Below are 26,180 nucleotides of genomic sequence, written 5' to 3' on the forward strand. Positions count from 1 at the left end.
CCGGCCGTCCGCCGTCATTCAACTGTTTCACAGCGGCAAACGAAGCAGCCCCGCCTCTACGTCGATCGGTTGGTCGAGGGCACTGTCGACGTGCTCGGCAACTTCCCGTCGTGCATCAGCCCTCAGCCGCTCCTGCGACACCGTAAGCGCCACGAGAGCCCAGCCCGGAGCCTGCTCGATCAGGTCCGCGATCCGTTCAGCGGTTATCACGCTCGCCATCAACCGAACGTCATCGCATGGGGCGACAGGCCGCGCTTAGGGAACTCGGCCTCGATCGGTGCCAGCAAGCTTTCGGGGCCGTCCTCCATGCACTGGAAGTAGACCGTCTGCATCTCCGCAGGCCGTAGTTCGGGCAAGAATTCCGCGATCAGATGGTGCGTCTGAGACAGCAGTTCAGCGTCATTGCGCATCGACTCGGGTGCGAGTTCCTTGAGAACAAATGGGGCATGATGCAAATTGAGTCAACGTGCTAACGGTTGCTTCTGATATCGAAGTACGGTCGTCAGAAGGGGAAATGGGGAGGCTCTCCAACCTCGCCGGTCCGTTACCGTCCTTCCGCATGTATATGATGCGGAACAGAGCCAATGCGGTTCACGCGATTACACGCGCAGGACGATCTTTTCGAACAACGCTGGACATGCGCCTGTCATTGGAGTCGGCTCCGACCTCCGGATCATGAACCGCCATTCTCCGTGGAATGTCCATGACCGAGTAACGAATTGTAAACTTATGACGATGAGCGGCGGCAGTCCTCAATCGATCGGCCCGTTGGCGACTTAGAAGCTCACGCCTACCGGCAGGCATACTTGGGACGTACGGAGCCGAACCGACCCCGTTGCGCGAAGTGCCGTTACAGAGGCCTCCTGGCTTATCAGGATGGAACAATTCGATGTCAGGGTCGATCGCGGCTTCAGGTGACGGGCAGACTGTAACGCTCGTTCTCATCACAATCCCAGAGCCCATCGGGTCCAGACTTCTCATTGAGCGTCGACAGCACATCGGATGCCCGTAGCGGCAGAACGCGGGCGATGCGTTCGATCCAGTATTCAGTCCTATATCCAGCCTCAAGGCATTCGAGGATCAGGATAGTTGCCAAGTCGGCTTTCGACGCCCTTGGGCCGTGCGATGCAAGCTCATTGCGTACCTGAACGATGAAGGGCTTGAGCTTGGCTTCAAGCGCTGCTGTTCGAGCTTCGCGAGTAGCGTCAACGGTGTTCGTGTCTGTCATGATCGTGCTTTCAGTCGATCGGCCCCGACGTACGAAAAGCCGAAAAATAATGGGATGATTCCCCGACCCACACATCCGGCAAAGCGCCAGCGCATGGATCGGGGAAATGTAGCTAGTTCGACCATCCGATCCTGGGACCGGAACGCAACGCGCGGGGGCCTGTGGGCATCATCAGGTAATGCGCACGCCCGTTCGGCAGCCCGAGCATTCAACCTGTGGCCGATCGGATGCTCGTGCCCGGGACGTTAGGAGGCCAAGCTGTACTGCTTCTCCGCGTCGCGACGCCAGTTAGGCACCTTCGACTTCCCAGCAGTGCTACCGCTCAGCACCGCTCCGACGTGCCCGCGGCTGAAACCAAAGGTCATCGACGTTGCGATGATGGCGCCCGCAGTGGTGAAACCCGCCCCGATGCATGCCGTGATGACGTTCACCAACCGTTCGTTGGAGTTCGCGTCGGCGCAGTCTTCGAGCATTTCCTCAACCCCCAGCGTGAAGTTGGCAAAGTCTTCATCCGACATCCGCTTGGAGATGATGGGCGTGGCTGGGATCGGCCTAACCGCGATGTCCGGGATGGTGATATTCCAGGGGGAGGTAGCCTTGTTCGTGTCAATCATCTTACTCGCCTTCAAATATGATTATTGGCGACCCAACGGGAAACCAAAAAAAGATCAGGAGGATGCCCGACCCACCCACCAGCAGCGCGCTAGCGAATGGATCGGGATGGGGGTCTAGACCGCAGGGTTCCAATCGATCTTCTGCTTCGCCGCGCCCGCTTCGACCGCAGCAAGGAGAGTGTCGTTGGCTAGGTGAGAATACCGCTGGGTTGACTGGTACGAGGCATGACCGAGCACCTTCCCAACAGCGAACAGGTCGACGCCGCTATTGATCATGAACGACGCCGCTGAATGTCGCAGATCATGTATCCGCAGGTCGTGCAGACCCGCATCATCCCTAGCCTTCTGCCAAGCGTGCTTGATCGTCGTGAAAGGCTTGAGCGTAACGGGGTTGGGCAAAAGATACTGACACCGGCCGACCCGAGGCAACTGCTCAATAATGCCGATCGCCGCCTGGGAAAGCGGCACGTGACGGGACTTTCCAGTTTTGGAAGTCGGGATGAGCCACGCGCGGCGTTCAAGATCAACGTGCTGCCATTCGGCATTAAGCAGTTCAGAGACCCGCGCGCCGGTCAGCAACAGCAAGCCGACAATAGCAGGCAGCAGCGTGTTGCGCGACGCCGCCACCGCCTTCTGCAGCCGCCGCGCCTCTTCGACACTTAGAAAACGTTCCCGAGCGTTGTTGATGGCCGGACGACGAATACCAACGACTGGATTACGGGTGACACCAGGCGTGCCCCAGGTCAGGGCTAGAGAGAACGAACGTCCGAACGTCACCCGAATCTTCTCAACGGTTGCGGGCGCAAGCCCCTCCCCCGCTTTCAGCGCCAGCCATTGTGCGACGTCCTGCTGCCGAATCTCCGTCAGCCGAACCTTCCCCCAGCGCGGCAGAATGTGCCTGCGGACATACATTTCCGTTGTATCGTAGCTCCGCTGATAGGTTTTGGCATGCGCGAGGTGCATAACGGCCAGCTCCGCGTAGGTCGGGACAGCTTTGACGTCCTCCTTCACGGCCGCCGGATCTCCGCCTAAAGTAATCTCTGATCGCAACCGTTTCGCCTCTTTGCGGGCTTGATCGAAGGTAATGTCTCCGAACACACCAATCTTGTGCTGGCGCTGGCGATCATGTTTGTCGTTGTATCGCATGTAATAGGTCTTACCCCCGGAGGATCTTACCTCCAGGACGAAACCGGTCGTTATCGTATCGTAGAATGTTTCCTTAGATTTGCCTTCTGGGCAGAAGGCGGTGAGGCAGAATGTATTATCAAGCTTTGCCTTGGGCATGATTTGGTTTCCTTATTTGTGTGCGTAAACCGCGATCGGCTTAGAGCTCCCGTGGGATGGAGAAGCGATGCGGCAGGCAGTGGTGCCCGTTCGAACAAAACGTCGCTGAGTGGGCCTGCCTGGATGCCTATTGGGTACATCCAATTGGCAGGGCCACGAGCGAGCCTGCCTTCCGAGCGCCAGCAGCAGTGGGGGCAGGGGGAGGGAAACGGACGGAGTAGCCACCCCCCCGTCCGAAGGTGCCGGCCGCTACGCTAGAACGCGTCTCCAACGGGAGGCTGCTTTGGCCCCATGCGCGGCTTCAGCAACGGTTCGGCACGCTTTAACGGGACACGCCACTTGTCTCCGCCGTGGACCCGCTTTGGTTCGCCGCAAATCTCTCGCAGCACCGTGCCGCAATCCTTACTCTGCGGGTTGGTAGGTACAGCGATTCCAAGCCGCCTCAGAAGTTCGCTAGCGGACATATATTCATTCCCAGCATCTCCGGCCAAGGATGTGTCTAGGGCGTCCAAAACAATGTCACGTATAGAATTAATCGATCTGTAGTTGAGATTGCTAGTAGTCAGCAAAGCTTCCTCGCCTTCAGACAACCACCATTCGCCCCCGTCATTATATCTAACGGCAAGCTGCGCGTAAACTTGCTGCATATCTATTGTATGGTTATAATCTAGGCTGGTGACAGGAATGGTCCAAAACCGGCTATTTCCAGTTTCATCCACCAAGAAGTTTTTCTGGTTGACCGTTGCAAAGCAAACCGTGCGCCGTCCATACTCTGACTCCGCCTTCGCGTACGGCCTCCTGATCTTGTCAGAGTTTCCGGTAATAAAGCTTTTCAGACGAGCAACATCCCGACGGAAAGAGCTATCGAGTTCGCCAATTTCGACGATCCAGTGCGTGATAGCCGCCAAGACAGAGTCTTTGTTACCCGCATCGAGATGATGTCCCAGCTTCACGAATTGATCTCGCAAGCCGGGATCTGATACGAGCTTCATCCCCCAGGTAGTTTTACCTATACCCTGGCCGCCTTGTAACGTCAGGACGCCACGCGCATAAAACCCATGCTTGCTGAGCGCGGCTGCTACAAGGCTGAGCATCCACTTCTCGATCAGGGTATTCTTCAGATCTACTGAAAAGTCGTCTTGGGCCACGACCGTACCGCAGAAATCAGTAAGACGGTCGCATCCGTCCCACGGGACTGACATAATCCAATCCTTAACCGGATTGTAAGCGTTCCGGTCACCAATGGCTTCAACATAAGAAGATATTTGGCCAACTGATAAGCCGTGCAGCGAAGCCAGGCTTATTATTGCTGTTAGCGTCGCATTATCGCGATTATCTGCTGTCCCTTCAAGATTTGGTACAAGAATCTCTACTCTCTTTTTTATCTCATTGTACCTTACAGTAACATCGAACGCTCTAAGTATGTGTTCCAGATTTTCTATGGTTGTCGGCAGATGGCTCGATGTTCCAACGGGACAGTCGGGAAAGTCACTCGCTTCCAAGCGGCGATTGATCTTCGATACCCTGCCGGTGACCTGCCGTCCGATTGCGAGCGCCTGCGATGCCTCGGTCGTAGCGTTTTGATCCTCAGTCACTTGGATCGGTACGGTTCCAGTATCACTGACATCAATAATTATGTCCGCAGGGCATACACGTTGGGACATAGTTGGGGTTCTAGCTTGAACGCTATCCATAAAACTCTCACGGCTTTCGGCTGCGAAACTTGGTCGAGCCGAGTTCAAATCGGGTAGGGTGAAAGCTACTAGCAGTGCGCGGGTTCACATCCGCCGGAGCGGACGACTGAAGAGGGCGCTTAAAAAGCTAGTAGTGCCGTGGCGATTAGCCGGTCCTTCAATAGGACAGCGACTAGCCAACGCCGACATAATGCTCAGACGGGTGAAAGGTTCATGCTGTAAGAAATTTAGCTAGTGCGCTGAGGCTTACCGTTGATGTCACTGTAAGGCACGAGCTGTGAAGGAACCTATCTGGACCGTATGCTACCGCATCACCAACCGCCAAGATCTTAATCTTACCGCCTCCGGCGCGATCCGCCCTACCGATGACGAGGCGGTTACCGTTATTGGCAAGTGTGGCTGCCGCCGTTGACCGGTAGCGATGTCTCAGTTTTGCCGCCCCCTCCCCCCACCGAGCCCATTTGCTGCGAGAGACCTGATGATGTCGGCGACCTAGCCCTGGCTTGGGTTGCCGCCCCCTCCCCCCACCGCCGGTAGTACGGCAACATTCGTTTGTTGACTGATCTGAACGCGAACTGGCGGGCGCGTGATCACTGACCGGTCGCGCTTCAGCATCATCATGATGAGCGTGAGGCTGCCTATCCAGATGCACCCTACCGGGTGCGTCTTTAGAAGGCTGGCAAGCATGCCGAAGGCGAGCAGGCCGAACGTCTCAGCCGGACGAAGCAATATCCCAACGATGAGGCCGATCAAGCCGACGACGAGCAGAACTGATAACGCCGCCTGAAGAACGTTGAGGACGATCCCCGCGAGTAGCAGTATGCCAATGATTTTCATGGTTTGTTCCTTTGATTGACGTGCGCGTTGCACAAAGCGAGGAGATTGGAATCGACCCCTTCGGCATTCTCGATCAGTAGGATGTACGCAAAGCCGGTATCGCCAACGGTCACGATCATCTCGAACCAGCCGCCCTCGTCTTGCAGCCAGTCCCAGAAGGGGTGGAAGTCCGTCGATCCGAAATGGGTACCGTCGATGGGGCTGGTTGTCGGATAAAGCCCGATCTCCCGCATAATGACGGCGGCAGTATCGCCCGGTTGGACCACGACAATATGCGTCAGGGAACCCACCCCGGCGGCTGCGTAATGGATAATCCGGGTAGTTAGTAACGCGCGCAGGTGGGGATCGATCGGCAGTGCCAAAACGGCCTGCATTGTTGCTTCATCGTGAAGTGAGAGCATGGTGGCTTCCTTCTGGCATAAAAAAAGCACCCCGAAGGATGCTGCGATGCCGCTGGATGCGGCGGGTCTTGGTTGGATCGGTCAGGAAGCGTAAGATTTGCAGAGGTCTAAAAGACGCGGGTCGACGCCCAGCTGGTCAGGCACCAGCAGAATATGTCCAAAGCCATCGTCGGACAGCACGAAGGCCAGTTCGAAGTAGCCAACGTGATGCTCGATCCATTCCCATGACGGGACGAAATCGGAATGGCCAAACGCAACGCCATCCACGAGGTTGATATCGACGGCGAACCCGAGGGCCGCCTTTACCTCTATCATCCCGTCTCCCGCCTCGACGGCGTGGAAGTGGGCAAGGTCGCCGAGTTCGATGTCCGGTTCTGTATCGTCTGCCAGCTGCGATGCTCGGATAGCGAGTAGGTTACGGAGGTCGGGATCAAGTGAGGGGTTTCGGATGGCAGTCTCGACGGCGGCGCGTGTAACGAGTGATAGCATATATCGTCTCCTGATTTAGTTATGAAAAAGGCCCCCGCGAACTGATCGCAGAGGCCCAGGGCAGATTTATAATAGGTGATTAGCTGAATAAGCTTAGTCTTGTGCGTATTCCAACATCACGCTGCCGCCATCACTTATATGTGCCCCGTACTCTGCGAAGCCCGTGCCTTGGCTCCATTCCGCACTAGCAATGCATTTAATCTCCTGGCCCGATATATTGTATTTGGTTTGTATGTTCGATATCTCAAATATCTCTGGTGTCTCCAAGAGAATTACAAGAAGCTTTCGAGAGCATTCGCGGAGCGCTACCGGTGGAGAACGCTTCTGTAATGCTACAGCGCCTCCCGAGCTTGGGACGCATTGATCAAGACTCGGCTGATCGGCGATTTATAGATACCTACATTCTCGATGGCCTCCGTGCTGTAGGAGTCTCGAGAATTGTGGATGCAGACGACTCGACGAAAAGAAAGTTTATAGATGTTAAGTGGTCTAATCCGCTTCACGCACTTGGCCAAGAGGTTTTAGCAAGAGAGATTGTTACGAGCGTAGGTGGATATATTAACCTTGCATTAAAATCAGCGAAGTCATCAAACAAAGTATTAGCGGCCGATATTATTGCATCTTCAGCGCGCTCAAAACAGATCGTCGACTTCGGTGGACTTCACGTCGAGGATGCAGCCATATCGCAACTCGACCTTGAAGGTGCCATAATTAGTAATGTCATTCTAACGTCCTGCACGATCGAGGAGCTTGTTTTACCAGCTGATGTTCCGATCGGATTAGCGATCAATGACTCGTTGATAACCAAGGTGTCAGGAGTTTCTTCAACAGCTGGATTACCGAGTTGGCTTTCAGATAACTCAGTGGAAGAGTTTGATTCGGTTCGCACAATGAGTCGAATTAGAGATGCCGGACTTGGCTCAAGCCATGAGGTACTTGTTGTTGTGCTAAAGAAAACATTCTTTCAGCCCGGGACAGGCAGGAAAGAGGAAGCGCTTCTCAGAGGGTTTGAAGCTGGAAGGCACAATAAGGTTGCAAGACGCGTTATCTCCGCACTCGTTGCAGAAGATTTCTTGGGGACATTTAAAGGCAAAGAAGGCATCGTTTACACCCCAAATCGAGCGATGACGTCACGTGCAAAGAGAATGCTGGACGAACTTAAAGCTAGCCAAGATCCTATGTGGATCAGTGTAGGAACACTTTGATCACGTATTCCGACGTCTCGGCCGATCCGGAATTTTCATTTCCGCGGAACATGGTGCTGGACGACGAATCACTGAATGTCGGCAACAACCAGAAGTCGGATTATATCCGTTGGCGAATGGAGTAGGGATGGCAAGGGTCGCCCCACTTCCCTATCAAAAGCGCCCCAAGCAAGGCTCAAGCAACAGCCCCGCCGGACGGTCTTTCAGCTTTAGCTGCCGCCGTTCCCCTTGGAAGCGCCACAAAGAAGGTGGTGCGGCTTGCAGCTTTCAATCCCGAACGCGATGCAGCTTTGCAGACGCACTTCCAAGCTCAACCTCCAGCACATCCGTCCCCGCGTCCAACGCCCTGGCTTGAAAGTCGAACGGCTCGACGTCGCTCGGGTGGTAGGTGAAGCGGTAGCTGTTTGGCCCACCGGCCTTCACGACGAACGTCGCCAGCCCCTTGCTGTCGGCTTCTCGCACGATGCTCACCTCCCCGATGACCGGCCCCTCTTCCAGCCTAGTCTCGTTCTTGTCATCGCTCATGTAGAACAGTCCGGCGGCGTTAGGCCACGTCACCGCAAGCCCTTCAGCGGGCGTACCCTCCGGTAGTTGCGCGACGACACGCAAGGCGTCGCTCGGGTCACGCGTACCCGTAGCGTCCCAAGCAGGACCTAAACGGCCGCCCACCGGAAAGACAGTTCAGCCTCAGCCGCCGCTGTTACCTTGTGGAGATACCCTAAAGTAAGTGGTACCATTACATCGGATATGGATCGAATTTTTCTTAGTAAAATGGCAGCTCAGGACATTACCCTGATTGGAACCACGCTCGCGTTAATATACCGATCATGATCGGCGGGGCGGTGGGTCTGATAAATGTCGCTACATTCGAAAGAACTCTCCGTGCCATGTCGCCTGAATGTAAGCGGTAACTGGTCGAATGGGTGCATTCATGACGTGTCTGACAAGGGCTTGCTCATCTCTTGCACGAGCCCGCCGCCCATCGGCACGTACGTCGACATTCGCCGTGGGACACTCGTGATCATCGGCAGAGTAGTTTGGCAGGGTGGAAGTCGCTTTGGCGTGCGGACGCAGGACCCCGTCAGCATAGCCGCCCTCGTGAACGAACCCGTGCTTAAGAGCCGCCCGGCGACCTCCGACCGGCGTACCCTGAAGCGGAAAGAATCAGGCCGATGCGCGATCCAGCAGGCCGAACGAAATCGGCAGCGCTCAACGGCGTTCCAATTCGTCTGCATCGTCATCGGCGGCGCAGGAATCGCGTACTACGCGGCAATCTGTTGTTATCAGGCCCTCGCAGTACCCCTCGAAGCGATAGCTGACGCGCTTAGCGGCGGGTGAACTGAAACCCAACGGCGATGGACCACAGGTATAGCGTGGGTCGAGCCCGTTCTCCTACCCAAAGCGCCCCAAACAGGACCCAAACGGCTACCCAGCCGAAAGGCCTATCAGCCTCAGCCGCCGCAGTTCCCTTGTGGACGTGCCATAAAGTAGGTGGTGCCGCTTACAGGACTCGAACCTGTGACCCCCGCATTACGAACGAAACCGATAGTCCGGTTTCCCGGCGTTTTCGCGAGGATTAGGCACCTAGACCGAGGCGTAGGAACCGCAGAAAACCGTTGGTGAAAACGGGCTGCACCGAAAACGCACCGAAAACCAAGTGACATCGAGCCCCGCAATTCCGGCGCTTCCAGCGCCGGCCGATTGCCTGCCATCGACTTCCTTCGGGAGCCGACACGATGTCGAATTCACTGCCCGCCGCCACGTTCCCCCGCGCATCCTCCGGCGCGAGCAATATCGCCCGCTCGTTTAGCGAAATCACCACAGGCGTTCGCGACCGTGCCCGCTCAAACTCGCACGTTCGCCGCCACAGTAAGAATGCCGGCGGTACCGAGGTTTCGCTCTGGCGCACGCACAACACGTTTCCAAAGGACGAACACAACGCGCGCATGCGCGCGGCCGAAGCGTTCGAGCATGAAACCAAGCTGCCGGGTAAGCGCAACGGTGCCCTCGGGGGATCGGCCTCGACGTGCTGCGCTGCCTGCTTCGCCTGCGTGGGCGCAAGGACGGCCGACTGGACCCGACCTACCAGTGGATTGCCGATAAGATACACAAGTCCCGTAGTGCGGTGGTGGAAGCCGTCGCCCGGTTGAAGGCTTGTGGCTTCCTCGACTGGATCCGCCGCTGCGTGCCGATCGAAGACGCCTTGCCTGACGAACAACAAAGCGAGCAGATCTCGAACGCCTTCATCCTGCTACAGCCGCCCTCGGTGCGTGAGTGCGTTCGCCGCATGCTCCGCAAGCCCAGCGAGTTCGTCCGCGCTGTTGCCGAGAAGCTCGCCCGACAGAAGAAGCTGGACACCGCGACGGTCGACGACGTGATCGCAGAGGTCCAGAGCCCCGAGCTGCGCGCTATCCTCGCCCGCGTCCGCGCTTCTGTTGATAGTGCAAATCCGCCGAGCGGTCACACAGAGGCCCTGTAAGATCTAAATATAAAAGGAACGCCTATGGCGTGCGCAGTTTGAAGCTCCACCAAGCCCCCGAGGCCCCGAACCCAACGGGTTCATCATCCAGCGACCGCGGGTGAGCGTGCCGGCTTGCGCCGTCCCGTGCATCCTGGGGAGGATGCGCAAATTCGGTGCCATTCTGCCAAGATACGTCGCCCCCGTTGCGAGACCGCGATCTGCACCGAACTGCACCGGCGTATGAGCCCCAAATACCGCGACGCGGCCTAGGACCTAGGCCAGTTTCCGCAGGTCGTTCGATCGCACCTTTTGCGACACGAAAAGACCGCGGGCGAGGCGGGGGGAAAAGCGTGTTTCTCGGGGTGGCAAGATCGGGGCGGCGGCGGGGCCGGCCTCGTCGATTTTGTAATTTTCTTTCGCGTAATTTTATTTCGTCAGTCGCCAGAGGCCGAGCCCGCCGGCCGCGGGCGGGTCTGTCATCACCGCCCCGCCCCTTGCGGAATGTTCCTCGTTCGTTCCAGATGGCCGGATGCAACGGCATCACCGAATCACAGTCGACCTCGCGGTTCAGATCTTGCGCGCCGCTGTCGACCAGGCTGGCACGGCAAAGGTCGACACGGTGCCCACCCGCCTCGCGCTCCGCGTCCTACTACCCCACTGCCCCGAGCGCTGGCCGCTCACCGGATTTTGGGAGTCCAGCAGCCAAGAGAACGTCATTGGCCGCGAGCAGGGTGTAGGCGCGGCATTCAACGCGATATGCCTACAGCTGAAGAAGTCGGGCGCGTGGGCGCAGCGCTCGTGATCGAACCGGCCGACCGACTACTCGTCGACGGCAGGCCGCGGCCGTTTCTCGATCGCGACCGGCACGGCGAGGAAATGCTCGCGCGCCTCGCCGTCCCAGCTCGCCAGGTGCTGCTGGATCGCGTCCCACTTCGCCTCGGCAAAACTATCCCGCCACGGCCCCCGCGGCTCACCAAACACCGTCACGCGGTGTTCGTTCTTCGGGTCGGGAGTGAACGTGCGCGGTGCGGCCGTCCGATTAGCCAATGATCACCAGCCGCAGGTATTCGCTAACGCCGCTTTTGAAATGGACCAGGACACGAGCTGCCTCGACATCGATCCGCGCGTTGAGGATCCGGCCGCGCTCGCTGCGCAGCTGCACGATCACGTCGGGGCCTAGATCATGATCGACCGCGGTCACAACCTTCAGCGGGTCGGGCGCGATCGTATAGACACGCTTGCGGAGCTGATCAGTCACTCGACGGGAAGTCATCGACAAAGCTGATCAGCGTATCGATGTCGTCGGCCGACAGACCGCTCTGCTCGTCGATGATGTCGCCGGGGTTCCATGTCAAACGGAACGCCTTCAGCCGGGCGAGTGCGTCGTTGAGATCGGGTGCTTGGTCCATCTGGCCAATGTATCCCTTCCCCAGCCGGCCGCAAGCCAGTCGCCTCGCAGGGCGGGTGCGGGGCGGCGCGCTGCGCCTTCAGCCGTTCGAACTCTGCCCGGCTGGCGATGCGGAACCGCAGCATGTCGATCATGTAAGGGTAGTGCCGCTGCAGCACGCGGAAGAACGTCGCGACGTCGCCCGACACGTCGTTGATGACCTCAACCTTCGGCCGCGATCGGCGGCGAAGGAAGACGCCGCCCATCCCAACGAAGGGCTCGGCAGAGCCGTCATGGTCGACGCGCTCGATCATCGCGACCAGACGCGATGCCAGATTGCGCTTGCCGCCAATATATCCCGCAGCGGGTGCGACGGGCCGAATAAGATTTAGAGTGTTCACTTTACGTTCTCGCGTCATAAGTGCCGCACCTCGCGAATCGCGGGGTGCGGGACGGCCGGTGGCCGATGGTCGTGGCGAGAGTGATCCTCGTCGGTTTGCCGGGCTCCACCCCGACATCCCCCGCCCGGCTATGCCGGACGTGAAACCTTAGCTGGCTGGTGCCGGTGCCTTCCGCGGCGCGAACGCGACCGCTTCGACGCCCACCGCCTCGTTGATGTCCAACAGGCGCGCCTGGATCGGTTCGATCTCCAGCTCGAAAAACATATCGACCGCCTCGCTGGGCTTGCCGAGCGTCGATCCCTGCGCCGGCACGATGCCCAGCAGCACGGGTGGCGTGCGGTGCGCTGCCAGTACGTCGTCGCGTGTTGCGTTCTTGATCCCCATGAACTCGTCGTTCGCGCCGACCTGGGCGATCGGCAGGATCTTGATACCGCCATCCTTGCCGCCAGGCTGGTGGACGAAGAGATTGCGGAAGTTGCCCGGCCCCTTCGACCGCTTCAGCGCGTCGCGGATCGCATTGACGTCACCATCCGAGAATTCACCGGTCGCATGTAAGATGAAACCTGCATGACTACCGTTCAGATAGTATTTACGGCGAAACAGGGTGGCGGCTTCATTGAGCAACGCGGATTGTAGCGCGGAGATATACTCTGGCACGCCGTAAATCTCTTGGTTGATGTCGGGCTGCATGATCTGAATGACGCTGCCAGGTCGAAACTCGAACTCGGTCGCTAGGTTTTCCACGAAGAAATACCGGCCCTCTTCGATCCCCCGACGTGTGAATTTAGCCAGGGAATGATCGAGCCGCATCAGTCCGCCAAGGACGCTCCGGCGCTGCTCGACGAAGCCGAAGCCGAACACCAGATAATCGAACACCAGCTTTTCGAACGCACCGCGCGACAGCCACGGCGTCGGCATGAACGACCGCACCAGTAGGTTGCGCTTCAGAAGGATGGCCGAGCTATGATGCGGGCTCGCGCGAAACGATCGGGCCAGGCCATCGACGCTGATCGGCGGTTCGAACCACCGGCCGTTATGCGGGCATTCCAGCATATCGAGGATCTCGCGCCGGCTGTTCACCGGCTCGGGATCCCCGAACGAAAACGCCGCTACCGACGTCGACTTCTCTGGCGTGGTGACGATCGCCCCGGCTCGGTCGGCCTCGTGACGGCCCATGCGACGTGCCTTGCCCATTATAGGATCTCCATAGTCGACTTGGGCGCTTCGCGGCCGTCGAGCGGTTCGTTGTTGAGAATGTGCATGATCGACCAGGCGAGATCCGCGTGGCCGTCGTCGCCGCCCCGGCCGGCCTTGAACGTGACGTTCCGGCCGCTGGTGGTCAGCGTTTTCTTGATCGAGACGAAGGACGAAACGACATCGAGCCAGCTCGCATCGAACGCCATCCGCCCGCGCGAAATCACGTTCTGCGCCTTCATGATCATCATCGCCTTCACCTCGAGCGAATATTCGATCTTGGTGACGCCCTTGATCCCGGCATCGGGTTTGGCGAGCAGCTGGTAGACGCCGGCGCCGACGCCCGACGCATCAATGCCAAGGAACGTGCAATTGTAGCGAGACAGAATGCCCCGGATGAAGGTGGCCTGCTGTTCGAAGTCGAGACCGCGGAGGGAATGCCTTTCGAGTAACCGGAACGGCCCTCCCTGGACCAACGGCGGTGCCATGATCGACAGCGACGCATTATCGCCGTTCTCGCTGTTTTGCGGATCGTAGCCGGCCCAAACAGGACGCTCGCCGTACGGGCGTGCGGCCTCCGGATTGAAGTCGGTCCAGTCCTCCATGGAGTCGCAGCCGCATTTGATCAGGTCGTTGAACCGGAACGCGGACAGGCTGTCGTCGACGAAGTCGCAGTCGAACAGGTTGGCAAACTCGTCCGGTGCATATTCGTCGCGCAGCTCGTCGATGTCGAACAGGTCGCACCCGGCCGCCTCGGCGTCGGTAATCGTGACGATATGCCGCCAGATGCGATCCGGCCCCTGCGCGCCGTTCTTCAGCGCGGCGTGGCTGACATCGATCTCGACGCGCTCGGCTTTGGCACGTCGCCGATTCCGACGCTCGCCCGTCCAATACGGGTAAGCCGCGTGCGCGATCGTCGACGGCGTCGAGAAGTAGGTTTTGCGCCACTTCTTGTGCGTCGCCATGCCCGACGCGACCTTGTTCAACTCCTCAAAACTGTGAACCCAAAAGAATTCATCGAAGTAGAAGTTGCCGTGACGGCCCTGTGCAGTACGGAAGTTTGTACCGAGGAAGTGTAGCTCGGCTGCAGCCTCTTCAGCAGGCCGTAAATCCGATGTGATATTCATCGGATCACCGGTCAGGCTTACGCCGACCAGCTTTGCAAAGCTTACGATATAGCTGCGGAACTGGTGTGCCTGCGCCTTGGACGCTGACAAGAATATTTGATTGCGACCGGTTTCGATCGCGTCAATCAACGCCTCAAAGGCGAAATAGTAGGTTGCGCCGATCTGCCGCGACTTCAGTATCATGCGCGTACGGAACGACATCGCGTCGAACCACGCCTCTTGATAGCCGTACAACTGGTCGAGGAAGATCGCCTTCAATTCGGCCGCCTGGTCGGCGGTGAAGTGGTTTTTCTTCGCCTTCTTCTTCTCGCCCGTGTTGCGGTTCGCGACCCGGTCATTCAGATCGCCGGAATGACCGCCGGGCGCTTCATAGCGGCGCACCTTCGCCAGGCTTTCGACCTGGCGGCGTAGTGCGTCCAACTCAACATAGTCTTCCTGGAGCTTTGGAACCTTGCAGATCAGCACCATCAGGCGCGTCTCAAGGCAGTCCTCCAGCTTGCGGATCGACGGCGCATCGTCCCAGTTGTGCCGGCGCGCCCAGCTTTTTACCGTGTCGTATTTGACGTCCAGCTCGGTGCTGATCTGCGACAGACTCCAGCCGCGCCAGTACAGGCTGCGCGCCGCGCGGATCCGTTCCTCGACGGGCAGGCTAAGGGGGTCGGCAAGGATCGACATGGCATCGCCAGCCTAGCCACGCTGGTACGCACGCCGCCCCCCACGGCTCTTGTAGAAAGTCATTCTACAAGAGCACCCGCTTGAGGAAGGCACCGTATTCGGTCCCTGTTCGACCTCGCTAACGGGCGCTTGGCGCGCCGCAACCGATCGAACCGAGGACCAGCCGCCATGGGCACCAAGAGCAAGCCGTTCCGCTCCTTCGTAGAAGGCGAAACCATCAGCGATGGCCGCAAGGTCACCGCCGAAATGATCGACGAGTGCGTCGCGACGTTCGCGCCGGCCACGTACAGCCCGCGGATCAACATCGAGCATGTCTCGGGCTACAGCCCCGAGCCCCCGTTCAACGGCTATGGCGACGTAGTCGCGCTCGAAGCGAAGACCGACGACATCGTCATCGCAGGCAAGACGGAAAAGCGCCGCGCGCTCTACACGACCGTCGAAGGCAACGACCAGCTCGTCGCCCTCGCTAAGGCCGACCAGAAGCCATACCCTTCGGTCGAACTCACCCCCAATTATGCCGGCAGCGGCAAGTTCGGCATCATCGGCCTGGCGTTCACCGACACGCCCGCGTCGATCGGTACGCAGCGCCTGCAGTTCTCGCACCGCGCGCCTGGCACCGTATTCGCGTCGGCCGCGGACGCGGTCACCATCGAATTCGAAGCCAAGAAGGCCGATGACGAGAAGGTCGATAGCATCGTCGATCGTTTGTTCGCCTCCGTCATGGCCAAGTTCAAGACGGCCGAGCCCGACAAGCAAATCGAAGAGCCGAAGCCCAAGCCGGCCAACGACAACTTCGATCCGGCATCGTTCGCTTCCGATATCAAATCGATCGTCACCGGCGTCGTGACGGCCGCGCTCAAGCCGATCACGGAGGCGCAGACTGCCTACCAGCGCGATTTCGCGACGCTCAAGACGCAGCTCACGAACACCGAACAGCCGGGCTTCTCGCGCTCGCCAGCGTCGGGCGGCGGTGACGACGCCGTTACCGACTGCTGATCGTCAGCCACCCGCCCCGACCGCCCAGCCTTCACAGGAACCGCCCCGATGCTCAACGCAACCCGTAACAAGTACAACGCCTACACTCAGCAGATCGGCAAGCTGAACAACGTCGCTGATCCCAGCCGCCAGTTCGAGGTGCTGCCGTCGGTGGCGCAGACGCTGCGCGCCAAGCTAAAAACGTCCAGCGACTTCCTGTCGAAGATCAACATCATTCCGGTGGTCGCACAGGAAGGCGACAAGGTCGGCGTCGGCGTGAAGGGCACGATCGCCAGCCGCACGGATACCCGGACCAAGGATCGCGAGCCGCGCTACCCCGGCGATCTCGACGAGACGCGCTACCGTTGCGAGAAGACCGACTTCGACACGCTGGTTCGGTACGAGACCCTCGACGCCTGGGCGCATCAGCCGAATTTCCAGACCCTGCTGCGCGACGCGATCATCAGCGCCAAGGCCGTCGACATCATCACGATCGGTTTCAACGGCGTATTCGTCGCCAAGACCACCGATGCCACCAAGTATCCGCTGCTCCAGGACGTCAACAAGGGCTGGCTCCAGCACATCCGCGAAGATGCCCCGGAGCGCCACGCCGCAGGCGGCGAGCTGAAGGCGGAGACGCGCAACGATGACGGCGTAGTGACCGCGGCGGGCGCGATCTACGTCGGCGCTGGCGAGGTTGGCTCCGAGGTCGACTACGTCAACATCGACGCACTGGTGTTCGCCGGCATCGAATTGCTCGACGAAAATTACCGCGAGGATACCGACCTGGTCGTCATCGTCGGCCGCACGCTCGTCAACGACAAGTATTTCTCGATCGTCAACGCATCCGGCGACAAGGCGACCGAGCAGCTCGCGCGCGACGTCCTGCTTTCCGACAAAAAGATCGGCGGTTTGACCGCGGTCCGCGTACCGAAGTTCCCCAAGAACGCCATCCTCATCACCACGCTCGCCAACCTGTCGGTCTATGAACAGATCGGCACCGAGCGTCGCAAGATCGAGGACAACGCCAAGCGCGACCAGATCGAAAACTACGAGAGCGTCAACCACGCCTATGTCGTCGAGGACATGGGCAAGGCGGTGCTGATCGAGAACATCGTCATGGGCAAAGCCCCGGCCGCGCCAGCGCCGGCTGGCGGCTAACCCTTTCCCCCGTTCCCGCCCCCACAGGACACGCCATGAGCTTCGCTCGACGCCAGGAACAAATCCTCGCCATGAAAGCGGCGTCTGCTCCTGCATCCGGGGGCGGGCACACCCGTACCGCCGCGGTCGTACCATCGGCCGCGGCGGACCAACTCCCTATTCCCACCGGCAATACGCCGGCCGCCCGCAATGCCGCGACCGTTGCTTTGCGCTTCCGCCATGATCGCCAACGCCTCAAACAGATCAAATCCAAAGAGCTGAAGGTCGCCGCCAAGCGCCAGATGCTTCCGGAATATCAGGCCTGGTGTGACGGGCTGCTGGACGCCGGCCGTCGTGTCGAGGGTCGGCAACTCGACCCCACCGGCGCTGACGATGTCCTGCCGAGCATCATGGTTTGGTGCCTGGACGTTGGCGACTGGACGCGCGGCCTGATGCTGGCGAGTTTCGTCCTCCGCTTTTCAATCCCCATGCCTAAGCACTTTGTACGCGACGCCGCGACACTGGTTCTGGAAGAGATCGCGGACGCGGCGTTGCGGGCACAGGCCCGGAGCGAAGCATTCCCGTTGTACGTGCTGGAGGCCGTCGAGTTGCTGACGGACGGGATCGACATGCACGACGAACCCAAGGCCAAGCTGTTCAAGGCGATCGGTGCCGAGCTGGTGCGTGCAGCCGGTGAGGCGACTGGCGACGCGATCGTGCCGACGATCGAGCGCGCCATGGCCGTACTCACCCGCGCACAGGACAAGAACGAACGTGTCGGCGTGAAGACGATGCTGCGCGGCCTCGAAAAAGCGAAGGCTGCAGTGATCAAGAATTTCGACGCGAACCCCTCTCCCGGTGTCCCCGCAGATGCGAACGCCAGCACCGAAACACAGGCCGGCGACACCGCCGGCTGATCAAGCTCGCCCCCGGCGCTCGGGGACGGATCACGCGAGACGGGAGGCCTCCGGGCCGCAGGGCCGTCGATCGACCTGATCCCCACCCCCGTGAATTTCTAGGACCGTTCGATGGCCGACTTCCTCGTCAGCTCCCTGATCGCCTTCGTAGGCGTCGTCGCGTTGGTCGCAGCCGTCGCGATCACGCTGCTTGGCGGATTCGTCATGATCGTCGCACGGAAGTGCGACCGACCGATCGAGCTTTCGCCCCGCCGCTACGCCTGGTGCGCGATTGGGCTTGGTGTGCTGTTGGGGGGTAAGGCGCTCGACGTCGTCGCCAGCGTGTCGCTGTGACCGGCCTGATCGCAACCGTCTTGCCGGATGAGGACACGCCCGCACCGGCGCTGATCGTCAACGACGGGTTCTTTCCCGACATCGATCCCGCCGTGTTTCGCAAGCAGCATCGGATCCGCGACGCGGTGACGCCAGATCGCGCCCGCGAGGCGCTGATAGCAGCGATGCTCGCGGTCTATCGCGATCTCGCCGCCTGGGCATTGAGCCACCGCGCAGCCGGCACCCGGAAGCTTGACGACGTGCGGCTGTCGGATGGATCTATCTCGACGATCGACGGCATCAACACGCTCGTCCTCCTCTACCAGCGCGCCGTCTTCACGGCCGCAAAGGCGGAAGTCGTCGAGCGCTATCGCGACGTGGATCTGACCAGCGCCGGGCAGCGCAAAGCCGAGGATCTCGACCCGAGCGTCACCGAGCTGCGTCGCGATTCAATCCACGCGATCCGCGACATGCTGGGCGTCACGCGCACGACAGTCGAACTCATATGACCGCGTCGCTCGACATGGTCCGTGCGCGCGACGGCGACACGCTCGACGCGCTGATCTGGCGCGAACGCAACCTCGGGCCGGCCGATCTGCCCGCCGTGCTTGCAGCCAACCCCGGCGTCGCCGGCCTCGGCTCGATCCTGCCGAAGGGTCAGCCAATCAACCTCCCCGCCATCGCCGCACCGGCAACCGCCGTTCGCACCGATGTCCTCAACCTGTGGGACTGACCGTATGAAGGATCTACTTCACGACTTCGGGACCTGGCTGATGGCGTTCGTCATCAGTCTGGTCCCCGCCGGCCTCGGGTCTGTCGTCAGCCTACTTGTCGAAACCGGCCTCACTTGGGGCCAGCGGATCGCGCAGGTCTGGGTTGGCATCGTCGTCAGCTATTTTGTCACGAACGCCGCCAACGCGATGTTCGGCATGCACCCGTTCGTGTCGCAGGCGATCGGCTTTCTCGTCGCCATGGTCGCCTTCAAGGGCGCCCCCGGTTTCATTGCCGGCTGCAGCGCCGTCCTCGCCGAACTGCCCGGCAAGCTTAGCGAGCGGCTGCTCGCGCTTATCCCGCGAAAGGACCCCAAGTAATGCCCGGTTACGGACCACCCCCTACTCCCGCGAAGAAGCTCCCCCCCAAAACGCTGATCGGCGTAATCGGCGCGGCCGCAGCGCTGATCGTGACCCCGTTCGTGTCCGGATGGGAGTCGGGCGGCACGCCGCGCCTCGTTGCATACCAGGACATCGTCAAGGTGTGGACGATCTGCGGCGGCGAGACGCTGGGCGTGAAGCCCGGCATGGTCGAGACGGTTGCCGGTTGTGAGCTGCGCGAGGAAGCGGCTCTCATCCGCCACGCTGAACCGGTCTTGGCCTGCACGCCAATCCTGCGCTCGCATCCCAACCAGCTCTCGGCCGCAATCAGCCTCGCCTATAACATCGGCACCGGCGGGTATTGTGGATCCACCGTCGCGCGGCGCTTCAACGCCAGCAACTGGCGTGGTGCCTGCGATGCTTTCCTGATGTGGAACAAGGCGGGTGGCCAGGTCGTGCGCGGCCTCGACCGCCGTCGCCGCGCCGAGCGCGACCTCTGCCTGAAGGAGCTGCCCCGATGATCCGCAACCTGTTCGCCAAGGTGAAGGCCGAGGCCTTCTTCCTCGTCCTGCTCGCCGTCGCCGCGGTCGGTGCCTGGCTGTACGTCCAGTACCGCCAGGTCAGCGCCGATCGCGACGACCTGCGGCACCGCGCCGAGTTGATCTGCGCCGGATCGGGCGCGGACTTCGCCGCAATGGGTAACACCGCACGCGGTGTCCGGTGCGCACAAACGGTCGCCGGCTTGGTGAAATTCAAAAGCGACAGCGACCAGCTCACCGCCGCCACGCTCGCGCAGGCGATGGCCGATCACGACGCCCGACAGAACGACGACACCCGCGCCGCGCGCGCTGCTGCCGAGGCAGCAAGCTCGGCCGCACAACGAATGGAGATGGCAGATGCACAAGCTGAACGGACGAATCTTGTCGATAGCGATTGGTTTCGCGCTGTTAACGGCGTTGCCGGCCTGCGCCCGGCACGCTGACGTCCCGCCAGCGGTCATCCCAGCGCCGATCCTGGTGAAGGTGAAGGACACGCCCCCGGCAGAGCTTCTTACGTGCGCTACGCGCCCCGAGGGCCTGCCGGAGGATCCGTCGCTGATCGCGCAGATCCCGACCAAGATCCGTGCCGGCATTATCCGCCTCGCCCGTGCCTTCGCCGGCAACGCCGATCGCGCCGACCGCCTGGTTAACTGGAACGTGCCGGGTACCTGCCCCGCAGCTCGGAAAGACTAACATGAAGATCATTGTAGCTACCGCTGCCGCTGTATTGAGCCTGATTTCTGGGACAGCATTCGCGCAAGGCAAACCTGTTAATAACGACCAGAGCATTACAGTGTTGGAGGCAATAGCCTATGGCTCGCTGCACAACGCCGCGACTCCGGTAGACGATGCTCACGGCCTTCCAGTCCGCTGTATTTCTGGATGCTCCGGCGGATCTGGTGGGGGCGGCTCTGGCGATGCTTCGGCATTGAACCAGACGACGCAGATTACTGCGGAGCAAGCGATCCGCGACCGTATTGGCGCGCTAACCTCACCCGTATCGGGCTCGACGAACTGGCTACTGACCGACATTCGGACGGCGCTCGTTGGCACGCTGACGGTAGGCACGCATTCTGTCACCCAATCCGGAACTTGGAACGTCGTTGTGTCGAATTTGCCGGCGACGCAGCCGATCAGCGCCGCAATGTTGCCGCTGCCGGCGGGGGCGGCGACGTCCGCCAGGCAGGACAACATTCTGTCGGCACTTGGCTCGCCGTTTCAGGCCGGAGGAGTTGTTGGAAATTCGGCCTTCGGCGCGAAGCTGCAGGATGGTGCTGGAGCCGCATTCGGCACCGTTGCCAATCCGGTAGTGGTCGACTCGCTGTATCGTGGTCCTGCCGTGGATCGCGGCGCGATCGTCGGCACGTCGGCCACCATATTGATTGCCGCGAACGCAAACCGTCGTGGATTTTCGATCCAGCCTCAGTCGGGTGCGTCCTGCTACATCAACGGAACGACCGCCGCGACAGCGGACTATCATAGCCTGCTCATAGCAGGTGGTCAGCTTTACGAGACGCCGGATAACTACAGCGGGACCGGCGCGATCTCGATCATTTGCACGTCCAGCAGCACCCCTGTTTACGCACGGGAGCGCTAAAATATGACGATGATCTCACCGCCCGCGCCGCGCTCAAACATCGCTACCGTCGATCCTACGGCCGCGGCCGATCTCACGCAGGGTTATGTCGCTGGCTCTCGCTGGCTCAACACCGTTACCGCAGAAATGTTTTTTTGCAGGTCACCCGCGGTCGGTGCAGCCGTGTGGATAAAGCTCTCTATGGACGGCTGGCCTGGCTACATCAGTGGGAATTGGTACGCCCTCATTCCGGGCGCGTCACTCGGCTCTGGCAATAGCGGCCTAAACACCGCCGTCAGAATGATCCCCTTCCAGTTATACGAGCGCATTACGCTATCGGCCTTGGCCGCGCGGGTGACCACCGCAGCGTCAGGTGGGTCCTTTGGACTGGCTATCTATGCTCACAACGGTGGCACAGGGCGACCCACTGGAGCGCCGCTGGCGTCCGTTACAGGGTTGACCACGGCTGCGGCTGCGGTCGTATCCGCGGCCTTGCCCGGCAACGTCACATTGGAACCGGGGACCTACTGGTTTGCCTGTCAGACCGACAACGCCGGCACAGTTTTCAGTGTCATGGTCGATACCAGCACCTGGATGAGTGCAATGATCGGATCGCAGACGCTGGCCAACGTGTCCTCAGGCGCTGCGAACAGTCAGATGCATTTGGCCGTCACGAATACCTATGGGGTGTTCCCTGACATGACTGCTGCGATATTTTCCGAAGTAACGTCGCGGGCCTACGCTCTCGGCTTTTTCAGGGTGGCATGAGATGGAACGCGAAATCCACTATGAGCGGGATGGGTCCGTTCTCCTGATGGAAGGAGAGCGGCAACGCCTCATTCTCGCTGGGTCGTCAGCTACGGAGATCGAGGAGGCGATGACAGAGTTCTTCTCGCGGGTGACCGACATTGCACCGATCGAGCAGACGCCAGGTCGATGAAAAAGCTCGACAGCTTGCGCAAGCATCTACTCGCATCTGTTCCCGAAATTAGGAACAGTCCGGAGTTGATGGAGATTTTCGTCGATAAGGGCGATGTGGCCGTGCGCGCAGGATCGCTATCGTTCGAGTATTCTTACACCGCTTCGGTGTGGGTGCAAGACTACACCGGCAAGGTCGACAACCTCTTGGTGCCAATCCTTGCATGGATCGCTGCAAACCAGCCCGATTTATTCGAGAAGGGCGACCGCAAGCCGTTCACGTTTGAATCGGAGCTGCTCGACGCGGAGACGTGCGACATCACGATCTCGATCGACCTGACCGAGCTGGTCCGCGTCGAGCAACAGCCGAACGGTCTCAAGGTCACGCATCTACCCGAACCGGTTATGAACGACGCCTTTGCCGGCGTCCCGACCGGCACCAACCTATGGGCCGGCCTGATCGAGGACGGCACCGGCATGGTCGAGATCGTTACGCGATGAACGACTTCGCGCCGATCGAGCAGCTCGTCCGCGATCTGCTGGTGCGTACCGCCGCGCCCGAACGCGCACGCTTGATGCGCTCGATCGGCCGCGAGATCCGCAAGAGCCAGTCGGACCGTATCGCTGCCCAGCGCGATCCCGAGAACGCGGCGTTCGCCCCGCGCCGCCCCAAGCCCGATCGCGGGCGGAAGAAAGGCAAGCTTCGCCAGCAGAAGATGTTCCGCAAATTGCGGATGGCAAAGAGCCTGAAGGCGGGCGGCAACGGCGACGAAGTTTGGGTCGGCTTCGGCGGTCGCGCATCGCGGATCGCCAGCATTCACCAGGCCGGCCTGTCGGACGCCCCGGCACCTGGTCAGCCGAAGGTACGTTACGCCCGACGCGTGCTGCTCGGCCTGACGGAAGCCGAACAGCAACGGATCCTCGATCTCATTCTCGCCCAGATCGCGCCCAGCTAGGTTGGATTTGAGTTCCGGGCCGGTAAATGACTCGACGTCATCTCTCTTGTAGAAAGCGTTTCTACAAGAGCGCGCCATAGCCATGCCGTTGCCGCGCCGACGACATGGCCAGCGCCATGACCGTCACCACCGCCATCGTTGATCTATCGAAGCTCGATCCCCCGACGGTCGTCGAGCAGCTCGACTATGAGACGATCCTTGCGCGCAAGGTCGCGCGAATGCAGGCACTTTTTCCGGACTTCGACGCGACCGTCGACAGCGATCCCGCCATGAAGGTGCTGCAGGTCGCGGCTTATGACGAACTGTTACTGCGTCAGGACTTCAACGAACGCCTGGTCGGCCGCCTGGTCGCGTACGCCACCGGTGCCACGCTCGATCATATTGGCGCGGCGATCGGCGTAGCACGTCTCGCAGTCACGCCGGCCAACGCCACGACCGGCGCAGCGATCGTCTACGAGGACGACGATAGCTTCCGCGCGCGCGTCGTCCTCGGTCCGGAAGGCTTCGCCGCAGCTGGCCCCGAGCTGGCCTACGTCAAACGGGCGAAGGACGCCGGCACCGAAGTCCTCGACGCAAGCGCAATTTCGCCGGCACCCGGTGAAGTGCTCGTCACCGTCCTCTCACGATCGGGCGATGGCACCGCGCCCGAAGCTCTGGTTCAAGCCGTGCGCGACATCGTCAACGATCCTGCCGTTCGACCAGTAGGCGACCTGGTCACCGTCGCGGCTGCAACGCAGCGTCGCTTCGCGATCGACGCGCGGATGTGGACGTTCGCCGGTCCAGACCCTGCGCTGCTGATTGCGACGGCACGCGTACGACTCGATACCTACCTAATCGATTCACGGCGCTTGGGTCGCAACGTTACCCTGTCGGGCATCAATGCCGCCCTCACGGTTCCCGGCGTGCAACGCGTCGAGATCCTCGCGCCGGCCGCAGACGTCATTTGCGACCGCACCCAAGCAGCACTCTGCACGTCCGCCTCGATCACCCATGGCGGCTATGACGACTAGTCTGCTGCCACCCAACGCAACCGGGCTGGAACGGGCGTTGGAAGCCGGTGTTCGCGCCGGCAACGTTGTCACGCCTGTCGACGTCATCGACGTTGCCGAAACCTGCCCCGCGGATCTGTTGCCCTGGCTGGCCTGGGGGTTGTCCGTCGACAGCTGGGATGGCGATTGGTCGGAGGAGGACAAGCGCGACGCGGTCGCGAACTCGCTCGCATTCCACCGGATCAAGGGAACGCGTCTCTCCGTAGAAACGGTCCTGTCTCGCTTCGACAAACTGGCCGAGTTGGTGGAATGGCACCAGGCCGAACCGCGGCGCGCGCCCAACACCTTCGATGTCATCGTACCGCTCGTAATGGCGGATGGCACCGCGCCTGGCGGGCGTCGATCGACCGCGGCCTTTGCTGAGGCGATCATCCGTGAGGTTTCCCGCGTGAAACCGCTGCGCGAACACATGACGCTGGTCCAGGCACTGACGGTCGCGGGCTCGGTAAGCGTGCAAGGCGTAGCGCGAGCCTTCATCGAGACACGGCAGGACACGGCGCTGGTCGCTGACACGTCCCCCGCGTGGGATCTCTACCTTCAGACGCACGACGGCGAACCGCTTCTCGACGCCGCGGACGGCACCTTTCTGGACACCGCCCCATGACCGCACTCAATCTCATTCTGACCAAGGTCGGCATAGAGCGCTTCGCCGCGGCTCAGGTTGGCGCACCGATCGACCTGACGGTTGCCGCGATCGGTCTTACCGCCCAGGAGTTCTTCGCCGCGCCCACGCTCACCGCGCTCCCCGGTGAGTTTCGCCGGGTGCAGAACATTTCGGGCGATGCCATCGGCGACAACACCGCCCACCTGGTCATGCAGGATGATGCCCCAGTCGGTTATACGGTGCGCGGGTTCGGCCTGTTCCTGGCAGACGGTACGTTGCTCGCGGCCTATGGGCAGTCGACGCCGATCGTGGAGAAGTCGCCGGCTAACACGCTGCGCATGCCGCTTGATCTGGCGTTTCCGACGTCGGCGATCGACAAGCTGACGTTCGGCAATACAAATTTCCTCAACCCGCGGGCGACGACGGAAACGCTAGGAGTCGTGGAACTCGCGACGATCGACCAGGCCAATGCCGGCGACGTCCGACGTGTAACAACCGGCGCAGTCGTAAAGACGATGATCGCCACGGCCGTTGACGCGATCAAGAAGACGGTGGACGACGCGATCGCGGCGTTCAACACGACGCTCAACGGCGCGATCGGTGCGACCGGCCAGGCGCTGGATGGTCTCGCCGCTCGCACTGCCTACGGCAGTGGCCTGGTCAAGGGCGGCGGGCGCAACGACACAAACCGGACCTATACGGTCGATGCGGCAAGTCGCGAGCAGCTCCGCGCCGGTGCCGCGGGCGACGTTGCAGTAACACCGCAGGCCATGGCTAGTGCGGGCTTCGTCTACGTTGTCGACAGCCGCCTGTCGGCTCAGAGCGGCTTTCGGATCTGGTCAGACGGCTTCATCGAGCAATGGGGCCTGTTCGACGTCAACATCCCCAGTGAACAGGCGTTCAATATCGTCTTTCCGATCCCGTTCGTCGCCGAATGTTTCGGTGTCAGCGGCACGGTCCGCAACCCGACACAGAATTCATTTGGCTGCCACCAGGTGCAGGAAGTCGCGATCAGCCTGACCGGCGCGACCGTGTTCCTGCAGTCCGACGACGCATCCAGCACCGACGCAGCCGGCGGTTTCCGCTGGCGCACGACAGGACGGTAA

The 26,180-nt window shown here is 60.7% G+C and carries 36 protein-coding genes and 1 pseudogene; 21 read left to right on the forward strand and 16 right to left on the reverse strand.

All coding sequences use genetic code 11. The features are described from left to right. Positions 1-27: 27 nt before the first annotated feature. The 9 genes from E5673_RS01190 to E5673_RS01230 form a co-directional block, all read right to left on the reverse strand. Positions 28-219, reverse strand: a complete 192-nt coding sequence (locus E5673_RS01190; protein ID WP_136188621.1) for a DUF6771 family protein — start codon at positions 217-219, stop codon at positions 28-30. Further along, the gene (locus tag E5673_RS01195) at positions 219-410 is read right to left on the reverse strand and encodes a hypothetical protein (protein ID WP_136188622.1); all 192 of its coding nucleotides are present in this window, start codon (positions 408-410) and stop codon (positions 219-221) included. Before E5673_RS01195 ends, E5673_RS01190 begins: the two co-directional genes overlap by 1 nt. A 500-nt stretch (positions 411-910) precedes the next feature. After that, complete coding sequence (locus E5673_RS01200) at positions 911-1,228, reverse strand: hypothetical protein (protein ID WP_136188623.1); 318 nt, start codon at positions 1,226-1,228, stop codon at positions 911-913. A gap of 245 nt (positions 1,229-1,473) precedes the next feature. Then, positions 1,474-1,842, reverse strand: coding sequence for a hypothetical protein (locus E5673_RS01205; RefSeq protein ID WP_136188624.1), 369 nt, complete (start codon positions 1,840-1,842; stop codon positions 1,474-1,476). 114 nt (positions 1,843-1,956) lie between these two features. Further along, complete coding sequence (locus E5673_RS01210; RefSeq protein WP_136188625.1) at positions 1,957-3,126, reverse strand: site-specific integrase; 1,170 nt, start codon at positions 3,124-3,126, stop codon at positions 1,957-1,959. 254 nt (positions 3,127-3,380) lie between these two features. Beyond that, positions 3,381-4,790, reverse strand: a complete 1,410-nt coding sequence (locus tag E5673_RS01215) for a VapE domain-containing protein (RefSeq protein ID WP_168711541.1) — start codon at positions 4,788-4,790, stop codon at positions 3,381-3,383. 522 nt (positions 4,791-5,312) lie between these two features. Beyond that, a complete protein-coding gene (locus tag E5673_RS01220; protein WP_136188627.1) occupies positions 5,313-5,657 on the reverse strand; it encodes a hypothetical protein in 345 nt (114 codons plus the stop codon). Then, positions 5,654-6,058: a hypothetical protein gene (locus E5673_RS01225; protein ID WP_136188628.1), complete on the reverse strand. Its 405-nt coding sequence runs from the start codon at positions 6,056-6,058 to the stop codon at positions 5,654-5,656. The genes E5673_RS01220 and E5673_RS01225 overlap by 4 nt, the downstream gene beginning before the upstream one ends. 81 nt (positions 6,059-6,139) lie before the next feature. Further along, the gene (locus E5673_RS01230) at positions 6,140-6,547 is read right to left on the reverse strand and encodes a hypothetical protein (RefSeq protein WP_136188629.1); all 408 of its coding nucleotides are present in this window, start codon (positions 6,545-6,547) and stop codon (positions 6,140-6,142) included. 440 nt (positions 6,548-6,987) lie between these two features. Here E5673_RS01230 and E5673_RS01235 point away from each other — a divergent pair, with 440 nt between their 5' ends. Then, complete coding sequence (locus tag E5673_RS01235) at positions 6,988-7,752, forward strand: hypothetical protein (protein WP_136188630.1); 765 nt, start codon at positions 6,988-6,990, stop codon at positions 7,750-7,752. Positions 7,753-8,019: 267 nt separating this feature from the next. Here the strand turns inward: E5673_RS01235 and E5673_RS01240 are convergent, their stop codons facing one another. Beyond that, positions 8,020-8,310: a hypothetical protein gene (locus E5673_RS01240; protein ID WP_136188631.1), complete on the reverse strand. Its 291-nt coding sequence runs from the start codon at positions 8,308-8,310 to the stop codon at positions 8,020-8,022. Between the two features lie 1,468 nt (positions 8,311-9,778). Here E5673_RS01240 and E5673_RS01250 point away from each other — a divergent pair. Then, positions 9,779-10,231: a hypothetical protein gene (locus E5673_RS01250; protein ID WP_136188633.1), complete on the forward strand. Its 453-nt coding sequence runs from the start codon at positions 9,779-9,781 to the stop codon at positions 10,229-10,231. Positions 10,232-10,787: 556 nt separating this feature from the next. Beyond that, the gene (locus E5673_RS01255) at positions 10,788-11,015 is read left to right on the forward strand and encodes a hypothetical protein (protein ID WP_247599508.1); all 228 of its coding nucleotides are present in this window, start codon (positions 10,788-10,790) and stop codon (positions 11,013-11,015) included. Positions 11,016-11,032: 17 nt separating this feature from the next. Here E5673_RS01255 and E5673_RS01260 read toward each other — a convergent pair whose 3' ends face one another. The 6 genes and pseudogenes from E5673_RS01260 to E5673_RS01280 form a co-directional block, all read right to left on the reverse strand. After that, positions 11,033-11,260, reverse strand: coding sequence for a hypothetical protein (locus tag E5673_RS01260; protein ID WP_136188635.1), 228 nt, complete (start codon positions 11,258-11,260; stop codon positions 11,033-11,035). After that, positions 11,253-11,471 (reverse strand): hypothetical protein, encoded by a 219-nt coding sequence (locus E5673_RS01265; protein WP_136188636.1) that lies wholly within the window; start codon positions 11,469-11,471, stop codon positions 11,253-11,255. Before E5673_RS01265 ends, E5673_RS01260 begins: the two co-directional genes overlap by 8 nt. After that, positions 11,464-11,622 carry a hypothetical protein gene (locus tag E5673_RS19525; RefSeq protein ID WP_168711532.1) on the reverse strand — a complete coding sequence of 53 codons (159 nt, stop codon included), beginning with the start codon at positions 11,620-11,622 and terminating at the stop codon, positions 11,464-11,466. Before E5673_RS19525 ends, E5673_RS01265 begins: the two co-directional genes overlap by 8 nt. Positions 11,623-11,692: 70 nt before the next feature. Next, a pseudogene (locus E5673_RS01270) lies at positions 11,693-12,019 on the reverse strand (DNA adenine methylase); the annotation flags it as partial. Between the two features lie 129 nt (positions 12,020-12,148). Continuing rightward, positions 12,149-13,195, reverse strand: coding sequence for a phage portal protein (locus tag E5673_RS01275; protein ID WP_247599509.1), 1,047 nt, complete (start codon positions 13,193-13,195; stop codon positions 12,149-12,151). Continuing rightward, a complete protein-coding gene (locus E5673_RS01280) occupies positions 13,195-14,997 on the reverse strand; it encodes a terminase family protein (RefSeq protein WP_136188637.1) in 1,803 nt (600 codons plus the stop codon). The genes E5673_RS01275 and E5673_RS01280 overlap by 1 nt, the downstream gene beginning before the upstream one ends. A gap of 168 nt (positions 14,998-15,165) precedes the next feature. Between E5673_RS01280 and E5673_RS01285 the strand changes: the two genes are divergently transcribed. The 18 genes from E5673_RS01285 (at position 15,166) to E5673_RS01365 (ending at position 26,180) form a co-directional block, all read left to right on the forward strand. Continuing rightward, entirely contained in the window at positions 15,166-15,993 is an 828-nt protein-coding gene (locus tag E5673_RS01285; protein WP_136188638.1) for a GPO family capsid scaffolding protein, read from the forward strand. A gap of 48 nt (positions 15,994-16,041) precedes the next feature. Continuing rightward, positions 16,042-17,133, forward strand: coding sequence for a phage major capsid protein, P2 family (locus E5673_RS01290; RefSeq protein WP_056063722.1), 1,092 nt, complete (start codon positions 16,042-16,044; stop codon positions 17,131-17,133). Between the two features lie 35 nt (positions 17,134-17,168). Further along, a complete protein-coding gene (gpM, locus tag E5673_RS01295; protein WP_247599510.1) occupies positions 17,169-18,029 on the forward strand; it encodes a phage terminase small subunit in 861 nt (286 codons plus the stop codon). Between the two features lie 111 nt (positions 18,030-18,140). Then, on the forward strand, positions 18,141-18,362 hold the full coding sequence (locus tag E5673_RS01300) for a hypothetical protein (protein ID WP_136188639.1): 222 nt from the start codon (positions 18,141-18,143) through the stop codon (positions 18,360-18,362). Next, positions 18,359-18,850 (forward strand): head completion/stabilization protein, encoded by a 492-nt coding sequence (locus E5673_RS01305; RefSeq protein ID WP_136188640.1) that lies wholly within the window; start codon positions 18,359-18,361, stop codon positions 18,848-18,850. The genes E5673_RS01300 and E5673_RS01305 overlap by 4 nt, the downstream gene beginning before the upstream one ends. Next, positions 18,847-19,074 carry a tail protein X gene (locus E5673_RS01310; RefSeq protein ID WP_136188641.1) on the forward strand — a complete coding sequence of 76 codons (228 nt, stop codon included), beginning with the start codon at positions 18,847-18,849 and terminating at the stop codon, positions 19,072-19,074. The genes E5673_RS01305 and E5673_RS01310 overlap by 4 nt, the downstream gene beginning before the upstream one ends. A 4-nt stretch (positions 19,075-19,078) precedes the next feature. Then, on the forward strand, positions 19,079-19,432 hold the full coding sequence (locus tag E5673_RS01315) for a hypothetical protein (protein ID WP_136188642.1): 354 nt from the start codon (positions 19,079-19,081) through the stop codon (positions 19,430-19,432). Beyond that, positions 19,432-19,953: a lysozyme gene (locus tag E5673_RS01320; RefSeq protein WP_056063741.1), complete on the forward strand. Its 522-nt coding sequence runs from the start codon at positions 19,432-19,434 to the stop codon at positions 19,951-19,953. The genes E5673_RS01315 and E5673_RS01320 overlap by 1 nt, the downstream gene beginning before the upstream one ends. After that, entirely contained in the window at positions 19,950-20,414 is a 465-nt protein-coding gene (locus E5673_RS01325; RefSeq protein WP_136188643.1) for a hypothetical protein, read from the forward strand. The genes E5673_RS01320 and E5673_RS01325 overlap by 4 nt, the downstream gene beginning before the upstream one ends. A gap of 40 nt (positions 20,415-20,454) precedes the next feature. Continuing rightward, complete coding sequence (locus E5673_RS01330) at positions 20,455-20,664, forward strand: hypothetical protein (RefSeq protein WP_247599511.1); 210 nt, start codon at positions 20,455-20,457, stop codon at positions 20,662-20,664. A 1-nt stretch (position 20,665) separates the two neighbouring features. Continuing rightward, positions 20,666-21,568 carry a hypothetical protein gene (locus E5673_RS01335; protein ID WP_136188644.1) on the forward strand — a complete coding sequence of 301 codons (903 nt, stop codon included), beginning with the start codon at positions 20,666-20,668 and terminating at the stop codon, positions 21,566-21,568. A 3-nt stretch (positions 21,569-21,571) separates the two neighbouring features. Continuing rightward, on the forward strand, positions 21,572-22,315 hold the full coding sequence (locus E5673_RS01340; RefSeq protein ID WP_136188645.1) for a hypothetical protein: 744 nt from the start codon (positions 21,572-21,574) through the stop codon (positions 22,313-22,315). A 1-nt stretch (position 22,316) separates the two neighbouring features. After that, a complete protein-coding gene (locus E5673_RS19530) occupies positions 22,317-22,487 on the forward strand; it encodes a hypothetical protein (RefSeq protein ID WP_168711543.1) in 171 nt (56 codons plus the stop codon). After that, complete coding sequence (locus E5673_RS01345) at positions 22,484-22,966, forward strand: phage tail protein (protein ID WP_136188646.1); 483 nt, start codon at positions 22,484-22,486, stop codon at positions 22,964-22,966. The genes E5673_RS19530 and E5673_RS01345 overlap by 4 nt, the downstream gene beginning before the upstream one ends. After that, positions 22,963-23,421, forward strand: a complete 459-nt coding sequence (locus tag E5673_RS01350) for a phage virion morphogenesis protein (protein WP_136188647.1) — start codon at positions 22,963-22,965, stop codon at positions 23,419-23,421. Before E5673_RS01345 ends, E5673_RS01350 begins: the two co-directional genes overlap by 4 nt. Positions 23,422-23,537: 116 nt before the next feature. Continuing rightward, positions 23,538-24,431 (forward strand): baseplate J/gp47 family protein, encoded by an 894-nt coding sequence (locus tag E5673_RS01355; protein WP_136188648.1) that lies wholly within the window; start codon positions 23,538-23,540, stop codon positions 24,429-24,431. After that, positions 24,421-25,074 (forward strand): phage tail protein I, encoded by a 654-nt coding sequence (locus E5673_RS01360; RefSeq protein ID WP_136188649.1) that lies wholly within the window; start codon positions 24,421-24,423, stop codon positions 25,072-25,074. Before E5673_RS01355 ends, E5673_RS01360 begins: the two co-directional genes overlap by 11 nt. Further along, complete coding sequence (locus tag E5673_RS01365; RefSeq protein WP_136188650.1) at positions 25,071-26,180, forward strand: hypothetical protein; 1,110 nt, start codon at positions 25,071-25,073, stop codon at positions 26,178-26,180. The genes E5673_RS01360 and E5673_RS01365 overlap by 4 nt, the downstream gene beginning before the upstream one ends.

Origin of the sequence: Sphingomonas sp. PAMC26645 (assembly GCF_004795835.1) — a bacterium.
Classification (GTDB): domain Bacteria; phylum Pseudomonadota; class Alphaproteobacteria; order Sphingomonadales; family Sphingomonadaceae; genus Sphingomonas.

Excerpts from the sequence above, each read along its gene's own strand:
- E5673_RS01365 (WP_136188650.1), top strand. The coding sequence starts at position 25,071 with ATGACCGCACTCAATCTCATTCTGACCAAGGTCGGCATAGAGCGCTTC.
- E5673_RS19530 (WP_168711543.1), top strand. The coding sequence starts at position 22,317 with ATGGAACGCGAAATCCACTATGAGCGGGATGGGTCCGTTCTCCTGATG.
- E5673_RS01230 (WP_136188629.1), bottom strand. The coding sequence starts at position 6,547 with ATGCTATCACTCGTTACACGCGCCGCCGTCGAGACTGCCATCCGAAAC.
- E5673_RS01325 (WP_136188643.1), top strand. The coding sequence starts at position 19,950 with ATGATCCGCAACCTGTTCGCCAAGGTGAAGGCCGAGGCCTTCTTCCTC.
- E5673_RS01300 (WP_136188639.1), top strand. The coding sequence starts at position 18,141 with ATGGCCGACTTCCTCGTCAGCTCCCTGATCGCCTTCGTAGGCGTCGTC.
- gpM (WP_247599510.1), top strand. The coding sequence starts at position 17,169 with ATGAGCTTCGCTCGACGCCAGGAACAAATCCTCGCCATGAAAGCGGCG.
- E5673_RS01225 (WP_136188628.1), bottom strand. The coding sequence starts at position 6,058 with ATGCTCTCACTTCACGATGAAGCAACAATGCAGGCCGTTTTGGCACTG.
- E5673_RS01340 (WP_136188645.1), top strand. The coding sequence starts at position 21,572 with ATGACGATGATCTCACCGCCCGCGCCGCGCTCAAACATCGCTACCGTC.
- E5673_RS01280 (WP_136188637.1), bottom strand. The coding sequence starts at position 14,997 with ATGTCGATCCTTGCCGACCCCCTTAGCCTGCCCGTCGAGGAACGGATC.
- E5673_RS01320 (WP_056063741.1), top strand. The coding sequence starts at position 19,432 with ATGCCCGGTTACGGACCACCCCCTACTCCCGCGAAGAAGCTCCCCCCC.
- E5673_RS01345 (WP_136188646.1), top strand. The coding sequence starts at position 22,484 with ATGAAAAAGCTCGACAGCTTGCGCAAGCATCTACTCGCATCTGTTCCC.
- E5673_RS01350 (WP_136188647.1), top strand. The coding sequence starts at position 22,963 with ATGAACGACTTCGCGCCGATCGAGCAGCTCGTCCGCGATCTGCTGGTG.
- E5673_RS01315 (WP_136188642.1), top strand. The coding sequence starts at position 19,079 with ATGAAGGATCTACTTCACGACTTCGGGACCTGGCTGATGGCGTTCGTC.
- E5673_RS01215 (WP_168711541.1), bottom strand. The coding sequence starts at position 4,790 with ATGTCCCAACGTGTATGCCCTGCGGACATAATTATTGATGTCAGTGAT.
- E5673_RS01220 (WP_136188627.1), bottom strand. The coding sequence starts at position 5,657 with ATGAAAATCATTGGCATACTGCTACTCGCGGGGATCGTCCTCAACGTT.
- E5673_RS01335 (WP_136188644.1), top strand. The coding sequence starts at position 20,666 with ATGAAGATCATTGTAGCTACCGCTGCCGCTGTATTGAGCCTGATTTCT.
- E5673_RS01360 (WP_136188649.1), top strand. The coding sequence starts at position 24,421 with ATGACGACTAGTCTGCTGCCACCCAACGCAACCGGGCTGGAACGGGCG.
- E5673_RS01275 (WP_247599509.1), bottom strand. The coding sequence starts at position 13,195 with ATGGGCAAGGCACGTCGCATGGGCCGTCACGAGGCCGACCGAGCCGGG.
- E5673_RS19525 (WP_168711532.1), bottom strand. The coding sequence starts at position 11,622 with ATGGACCAAGCACCCGATCTCAACGACGCACTCGCCCGGCTGAAGGCG.
- E5673_RS01285 (WP_136188638.1), top strand. The coding sequence starts at position 15,166 with ATGGGCACCAAGAGCAAGCCGTTCCGCTCCTTCGTAGAAGGCGAAACC.
- E5673_RS01205 (WP_136188624.1), bottom strand. The coding sequence starts at position 1,842 with ATGATTGACACGAACAAGGCTACCTCCCCCTGGAATATCACCATCCCG.
- E5673_RS01190 (WP_136188621.1), bottom strand. The coding sequence starts at position 219 with ATGGCGAGCGTGATAACCGCTGAACGGATCGCGGACCTGATCGAGCAG.
- E5673_RS01195 (WP_136188622.1), bottom strand. The coding sequence starts at position 410 with ATGCGCAATGACGCTGAACTGCTGTCTCAGACGCACCATCTGATCGCG.
- E5673_RS01210 (WP_136188625.1), bottom strand. The coding sequence starts at position 3,126 with ATGCCCAAGGCAAAGCTTGATAATACATTCTGCCTCACCGCCTTCTGC.
- E5673_RS01355 (WP_136188648.1), top strand. The coding sequence starts at position 23,538 with ATGACCGTCACCACCGCCATCGTTGATCTATCGAAGCTCGATCCCCCG.
- E5673_RS01200 (WP_136188623.1), bottom strand. The coding sequence starts at position 1,228 with ATGACAGACACGAACACCGTTGACGCTACTCGCGAAGCTCGAACAGCA.
- E5673_RS01290 (WP_056063722.1), top strand. The coding sequence starts at position 16,042 with ATGCTCAACGCAACCCGTAACAAGTACAACGCCTACACTCAGCAGATC.
- E5673_RS01310 (WP_136188641.1), top strand. The coding sequence starts at position 18,847 with ATGACCGCGTCGCTCGACATGGTCCGTGCGCGCGACGGCGACACGCTC.